Origin of the sequence: Hansschlegelia beijingensis (assembly GCF_045505405.1) — a bacterium.
Classification (GTDB): domain Bacteria; phylum Pseudomonadota; class Alphaproteobacteria; order Rhizobiales; family Methylopilaceae; genus Methylopila; species Methylopila beijingensis_A.
In genome coordinates, this window is the sequence record NZ_JBJKEX010000181.1 from 1 (window position 1) to 6,109 (window position 6,109).

Annotated in this window: 6 protein-coding genes and 1 other RNA gene; all 7 read right to left on the reverse strand. The window is 69.8% G+C overall.

Going from position 1 to position 6,109, the window contains the following annotated elements; genetic code table 11:
* On the reverse strand, window positions 1-983 hold a 983-nt coding region (rsmH, locus tag ACIKT0_RS11645; RefSeq protein ID WP_407105503.1), incomplete at its 3' end, for a 16S rRNA (cytosine(1402)-N(4))-methyltransferase RsmH.
* Window positions 980-1,444: a division/cell wall cluster transcriptional repressor MraZ gene (locus tag ACIKT0_RS11650; RefSeq protein WP_407105504.1), complete on the reverse strand. Its 465-nt coding sequence runs from the start codon at window positions 1,442-1,444 to the stop codon at window positions 980-982. The genes rsmH and ACIKT0_RS11650, both read right to left, overlap by 4 nt.
* 352 nt (window positions 1,445-1,796) lie before the next feature.
* A complete protein-coding gene (locus ACIKT0_RS11655) occupies window positions 1,797-2,777 on the reverse strand; it encodes an NAD-dependent epimerase/dehydratase family protein (RefSeq protein WP_407105508.1) in 981 nt (326 codons plus the stop codon).
* A gap of 48 nt (window positions 2,778-2,825) precedes the next feature.
* Window positions 2,826-3,230: RNase P RNA component class A (gene rnpB / locus ACIKT0_RS11660), an RNA gene on the reverse strand.
* Window positions 3,231-3,297: 67 nt separating this feature from the next.
* Window positions 3,298-3,933, reverse strand: coding sequence for a lytic transglycosylase domain-containing protein (locus tag ACIKT0_RS11665; RefSeq protein WP_407105505.1), 636 nt, complete (start codon window positions 3,931-3,933; stop codon window positions 3,298-3,300).
* 381 nt (window positions 3,934-4,314) lie between these two features.
* The gene (locus tag ACIKT0_RS11670) at window positions 4,315-5,076 is read right to left on the reverse strand and encodes an N-acetylmuramoyl-L-alanine amidase (RefSeq protein WP_407105506.1); all 762 of its coding nucleotides are present in this window, start codon (window positions 5,074-5,076) and stop codon (window positions 4,315-4,317) included.
* Complete coding sequence (locus ACIKT0_RS11675) at window positions 5,073-5,813, reverse strand: TerB family tellurite resistance protein (protein WP_407105507.1); 741 nt, start codon at window positions 5,811-5,813, stop codon at window positions 5,073-5,075. Before ACIKT0_RS11675 ends, ACIKT0_RS11670 begins: the two co-directional genes overlap by 4 nt.
* Window positions 5,814-6,109 lie beyond the last annotated feature (296 nt).

The window sequence follows — 6,109 nt, forward strand, 5'->3', positions numbered from 1 at the left end:
CTTGCGTCCCGCCTGGGAGGCTGCATCTTCCGGCGCGACACACCGCAGGAGGCCGCCATGGCGCGCGGATTGCGGGCGATTTCCTCGTCGGTCGGCTTCTCGGCCCCGTGCGACAGCGCCTCGAACGTCGCGGGCGGCACCGGCGCCTCCGGAAGGTGACGGGAGCCGCCCGAGGCGGTCCGCGTCCGATCGTTGAGGAACAGCTTGACGATGCGGTCTTCGAGCGAGTGGAACGAGACGACGACCAGACGGCCGCCAGGTCGGAGCCGGCGCTCAGCGGCGAACAGCGCGCCGACGAGCTGGCGCAGCTCGTCGTTCACCGCGATGCGCAGCGCCTGGAAGGTCCGCGTGGCGGGGTGAATGCCGTCGCCGGCGCGGCCGACGACGCGCTCCACGATCCCGGCGAGCCGCAGCGTGTCGGTGATCGGCGCCTTCGCGCGCTCGGCGCAGATGGCGCGCGAGATCGCGCTCGCTCGCCGCTCTTCCCCGAGCGTCCTGATGAGCGCAGCGAGCTCCTTCTCCTCAAGGCTTCCGACGAGGTCCGCGGCGCTTGGCCCATCGCCGCCCATCCGCATGTCGAGCGGCCCTTCGAGCCGGAACGAGAAGCCTCGCCCGGCTTCGTCGAGCTGCATGGAGGAGACGCCGACGTCGAGCACGACGCCGTCGAGCGCCGTGATCCCCAGATCGTCGATCGCGGTCGAGAGATTGGCGAAGCGTTCCTCCACGACCGTCAGGCGCCCGCTGAACCGGGAGACCAGTTCGAAGCCTCCGGCCACGGCGTTCGGATCGCGGTCGAGCGCCACGACGCGGCAGTCCGCCGCCTCGAGGATGGCGCGCGAGTAGCCGCCGGCCCCGAAGGTGCCGTCGAGGATGATTTCGCCGTCGCGCGGCGCGAGAGCGGCGAGCACTTCCGCGAGCATGACCGGCTGGTGCCGGGCGCCGGCGTCTTCGTCGGATGAGTGGGCGTCGCTCGACGGGTTCATGTGCGCTCCAGCGAGTGAGGCGCGAAAGCGCGCCGCCGAAGCTCCCGCAGGGTCTCGCGCGCGGTCGCCAGATGCGCCTGGAACCGCTCGGGCTCCCAGATCTGGAACTTGAAGCCCTGCCCGACGAAGGTCACCTGATCCCGAATTCCCGCATAGGCCTTGGCGCTCTCGCTCAGGATGATCCGACCCTCGCCGTCGATCTTGAGAACCTCGCTGACGCCCAGCAGGGCGGTCGAAAGGCTGTCCCGCTCGTCCGAATAGGGCGCGAGCGACGCAAGCAGCTGGTCGATCTCCTGCAGGAGCGCGTTGCCGCCCCCGTCGATCGCCTGAAGCTCGAGCGAAGGATGGATGAAGAGACCCTCGAACCCGTCGCGGGCGAGCGTCGCGCGATAAGGCGCAGGGATCGACACCCGCCCCTTGGCGTCGAGCCGGTTGGTGAAGTTGGACACGAACCGGTCCATAGCCCCCCACGCCCGTCGCGCGGGCGTCCGTCCAGCCGCCCCCCATGAACGGCTCCGCATCGAGGCGGGCGTCGAGCTCCGGCTCCGCGACCGCCGGGGCCGCAGATGAAAAAGACCAGCATCCTGCTCGGGAGCCGTCGTTAGGCCGTCTCGACGGGATGATTTGGGATAACATGGGCCCCTATGGGCGTCAACGAGACCAACAGGCGACCGCCGGCGCGACGCGGCCCAGGACGCGTGACCTGACAAGGGCCGCTTCGCGACCGTTGCGCGACCGGATCAGTAGAGCTTCCTTAGGGTTAAGAAGGTGTTTCAATGACGCGCGGGGCGGCCGTTCGGCACCCCTTCCGGGTCATTCGTCATGCGCAGCCCGCATCGCTTCCGGGGCGTTTCGAAGCCAGGCGACGAAGCGCTCCACGCCGCCGGCGACGTCCGAGGAGGTCGTGATCCCATAATCCGCCCGGAGCCGCGCCGAATCACCCGCGGTGAACGGCGTGTCGCCCGGCGGCGACGGGCGCACGCGGACGGCGGCGCGGCGTCCGCAGGCGCGCTCGATCATCGCGAGCAGTTCCGCCACGGAGGTCGATGCCCCGCCGCAGACATTGTAGATCCGGTGCGGGACCTCCGGATGGCCGGTGTCCGGGCGCTCGACGATCGCGGTCACCGCGGCGATCACGTCGCGGATGTCGGTGAAATCCCGCCGCGCGGCGCCGCCGTCATAGAGCGTCGCCTCCCGCCCGTTCAGAACGGCGTCGGCGAAGCTCCAGACGGCCATGTCCGGCCGCCCCCATTCGCCGTAGACCGTGAACAGCCGAAGGCCGATCTGCCGAAGGCCGAACAGCCGCGCATAGGCCGAGGACGCCAGTTCGTTCCCGCGCTTGGTCGCCGCGTAGAGCGACGCCGGCTCGTCCACCCTGTCATCTTCCCGGAAGAGGCCTACATGGCGCACGCCGTAGACTGCGCTCGATGACGCATAGATCAGCCGGGCGTCCGGCGCGTGGCGGCGCATCGCCTCGAGCACGCAGAGGTGCCCGAGTTCGTTCGCGCGCAGATAGGCGAACGGCGCCGACAGCGAATCCCTGACGCCTGCCCGGGCCGCGAGATGAATGACGATGGCGGGCGCGGCGTCATGAACGATGCCGGCGACGCGCTCCGGATCGGTCACGTCGTCCCGGATGAAACGGATCGAGGCGCTGAGCGCGTCGAGGCGCGCTTGCTTGAGCCGCCGGAAGGGCTCTCCGAGATGGTCGATCCCGGTGACCTCATGGCCTCGCGCCGCGAGCCCGGCCGCCACGTGGAAGCCGATGAAACCGGCGGCGCCGGTCAGGAGCACGCGCAATGGCCTGCCTCCGCTCACAGCCGCCCGACGGTCGATACAGGAAACGCCAGCCGGCCTGTAAGCCGGGTTCTGTATGGCGCGCGGACGAGTTTCCCCGCAACGCGCGCGTGACGACCATTCCTCTGGGACGTCCGTCACCGGACGCCTCTAGCGACCAACCCGGGCGACGGCCCGGAAGCGGGTTGCGGCCGCGCCGAAGCGCTGTCGCGTGTCGCCCCTATTCGGTCTTGCTCCCGGCGGGGTTTGCCATGCCGCTCCCGTTACCGGTCGCGCGGTGCGCTCTTACCGCACCCTTTCACCCTTGCCTGCGGCCGAAGCCGCCGGCGGTTTGCTTTCTGTGGCACTTTCCCTGGGGTCGCCCCCGCCGGACGTTATCCGGCGCCGTGCTTCCGTGGAGCCCGGACTTTCCTCCCCGGCGTGAACCGGAGCGGCCGTCCGGCCGGCTGGCCCGGGCGATGTGGGGGCAAGCGGGCCGGCAGGTCAAGCCCGCCGGCCGCTTTGCAGAGCCGCCTTCTCAGTTCGAGGCGACGCGGCGGTTCGAGGAGCCGCCGCGCGCGGCCATGAAGCGCCGCACCTTGGCGCAGTAGACCGCGCCGGCGCGCGTCACGCCCTTGACGCCGTGGCCGCCCTGGTACTTCGACACGGCGCCGCAGGTGCTGCCGCCGGCCTTGCGAACGGCCTCGGCCAGATAGCGCATGCCGTAGGTCAGGTTGGTCGACGGCTCGTAGAGCGCCTGCCGGCTGCCGCGGAAGCCCATGCCGCGAGCGGTCTGGTAGCTCAGCTGCATGAGGCCGATATAGCCGCCGCGGCCGGTGGCGCGGGCGTTGTACATCGACTCCACCTGAACGACCGCATGGCCGAGCGACGGGTCGACGCCGTGCCTCTGGGCGGCGGCGGTGACCATGTCGCGGATGCCGCCCTTGGGCAGCGACGCCGTATCCGTGGAGGGCTTGGCCGGGGAGAGATCGATCTCCCGCTGAAGCGAGACCGTCTGGCTCTTCGCGGCCAGCCGGCGGGCGGCCGCGCGGCTCATCGTGACCCGCTTCCGCTTGGATTGAACCTTGGCGGCCACGCGGGTCTTGCGCGGCGCGACCTGCTCGACCGCGGCCGGCGCCTTGGCGGCAGCCGCAGCGGGCGCTTTGACGGCCACCGGAGCCGCCGCAGGAGCCGCGTTGCGGGCCGAGGTGAAAGCCGCCGCCGCATTGCCGCGCGTCCTCAGCGGAACCACTGGCGTGCGAGCTGCGTTAACGGCGTGTTGAGAATTTCCCTTCTGGGCCGAAGTCGAAACTGACTGCTGCTTGATTTGCTGAGGAACGCTAGCGGCCCCGCCAAGTCGTTCCTTTACCGGCGTAGCTCCCGCCGAGGCGACGGTCGCCGCGAACATAGCGACGACAATCGTCGATCTACGCATATTTTAACTCCCGAATGCGTTACGCAATCGGGAGACCAGAGCCTTGCGAAAATGACCTCGGATCGACCGTGATCTGGTCGCAACTTGACTGTCCCGTGTCGAGAATGCGGCAGGGGGGTATTATCGCGCAGGCAAAGCGCGCAGCAGGTTGCGGAGCGTGTCCGCCGTCGAGAAGTCCGCGACTCCGTCGACCCGCGCCGGCCGAAAGTGCCGCTGGAACGCGCGCACGACCGAACCCGTCGCGGCGTCGTACACGCCGTCGATTTCGATCCCGTATCCGTAGAGCGACAAGAGGGTTTGCAGGTCCTCGACGAGCGCTCCGTCGTCGCCTTCCTTCAACGCCTCGGGGTCGTCGCGAAGCTCCGTCGGCGCCGTCCAGTGGCCCACCCCGGCGGCCGCCAGAATCTCCCACGGAAACTTCTCCCCCGGATCCTGCTTGCGTCGCGGCGCGACGTCCGAATGGGCGAGAACACGCTCCGGTTGCATGCCCCATCGCGCGCAAATGTCGCGGCATAGATCGGCCATCGCGGCGACCTGGGCTGTGGGGAAATCGGGATAGCCGAAATCGTGGCCCGGATTGGCGATCTCGACGCCGATCGAGCGCGAGTTGACGTCCGTCTCGCCCTCCCAGGAGGACACGCCGGCGTGCCATGCGCGCCGTTCCTCGGGCACAAGCTGGAGCACCCGACCGTCCTCCAGCACCACATAATGGCAAGAGACGCCGCTCTCCGGGTCGCACAGCCGCTGGCAGGCCTCGTCGGTCGAGGCCATCCCCGTGTAGTGCAACAGCAGGATGTCCGGGGTCCGGCCGTCGCGGCGTTCGTCATGGTTGGCCGCGGGGCGCACCTCCGCCACGAACCGGCTGTCGGGGGAGAAGCTCATGCGAGGCCGCGCTCGGCCCGGATGGCGTCCCAGGCGGCGTTGATCGCCGCAAGCTTCGAGCTCGCGATCCTGACCGCCTCGGCCGGCAGCCCGCGGGCCAGCGCGCGATCCGGATGGTTCTCGGCCACGAGCTCCCGGTGGCGGCGCTTGAGCTCCGTGTCGGAGGCGTCCGCCGGAGCGCCCAGCACCTCATAAGGATCGTTGTCGGGGAAGCGCACATAGGCGCCCAGCGCGCGCCGCAGGCGCGACCGCTCCAGGCCGAAGATGGTCGCGACCTCGGTGAGATAGGCCATCTCGCCCTCGTGGATTGCGCCGTCGGCCGCCGCGATGTGGGCGAGCCCGTGCAGCACGTCCTCGAGCGTCGCCGGCTCGTCGCGGAACAGGTCCGCAAGCTGCGTCGCGTAGCTGTCGAAGCCAGCGAGATCGCGGCTCGCGACGTCGAACGCGTGCGACACCTCGGCCAGATCCTCGGGCTCGATGTGGAAGATCTTGCGGAAGGCCTCGACCTCGACGGGCGCCACCACGCCGTCCGCCTTGGCCATCTTCGCCGACAGCGCGATGACGCCGATCGTGAAGGCCAGGCTGCGCTGGTCCTGCTCGGGCGAGGCCGGCGGCTTGTGATGGCTCTCCTCTTGATCGAGCAGGTAATGACCGGCGAAGGCGCCGACGATCGCGCCGAGCGGCCCGCCGAGCGCGTAGCCGCCCGCGGCTCCGCCGAGTTTTCCCCAGAACGACATGACGACTCCCTGTTCGGCGGGATTCTAGCGGGCGGCTCGTCGATGCGGGAGACTCCGACGCATCAAAGAGCGAGATGGCGTCCATCGCCAAACGTCGTTTGCCGCGGTTCGAGGGCCGAACTACTCCCGCCCCTGCAGATAGAGCAGGAAGCGCGCGATGGATCGGACGAAGCTGGGACTGCTGCTCGGCCTCGTCGGCGTCGTGATCTTCGGCGGCACGCTGCCGGCGACGCGGCTCGCCACGCCTGAACTCGGCTTCGGCTTCCTCGCGGCCGGGCGCGCGGCCGGGGCGGGCC

Bases quoted from the DNA above. Each gene is read 5' to 3' on its own strand.
- ACIKT0_RS11650 (WP_407105504.1), bottom strand. From the start codon at position 1,444: ATGGACCGGTTCGTGTCCAACTTCACCAACCGGCTCGACGCCAAGGGG.
- ACIKT0_RS11670 (WP_407105506.1), bottom strand. From the start codon at position 5,076: ATGAGCTTCTCCCCCGACAGCCGGTTCGTGGCGGAGGTGCGCCCCGCG.
- ACIKT0_RS11675 (WP_407105507.1), bottom strand. From the start codon at position 5,813: ATGTCGTTCTGGGGAAAACTCGGCGGAGCCGCGGGCGGCTACGCGCTC.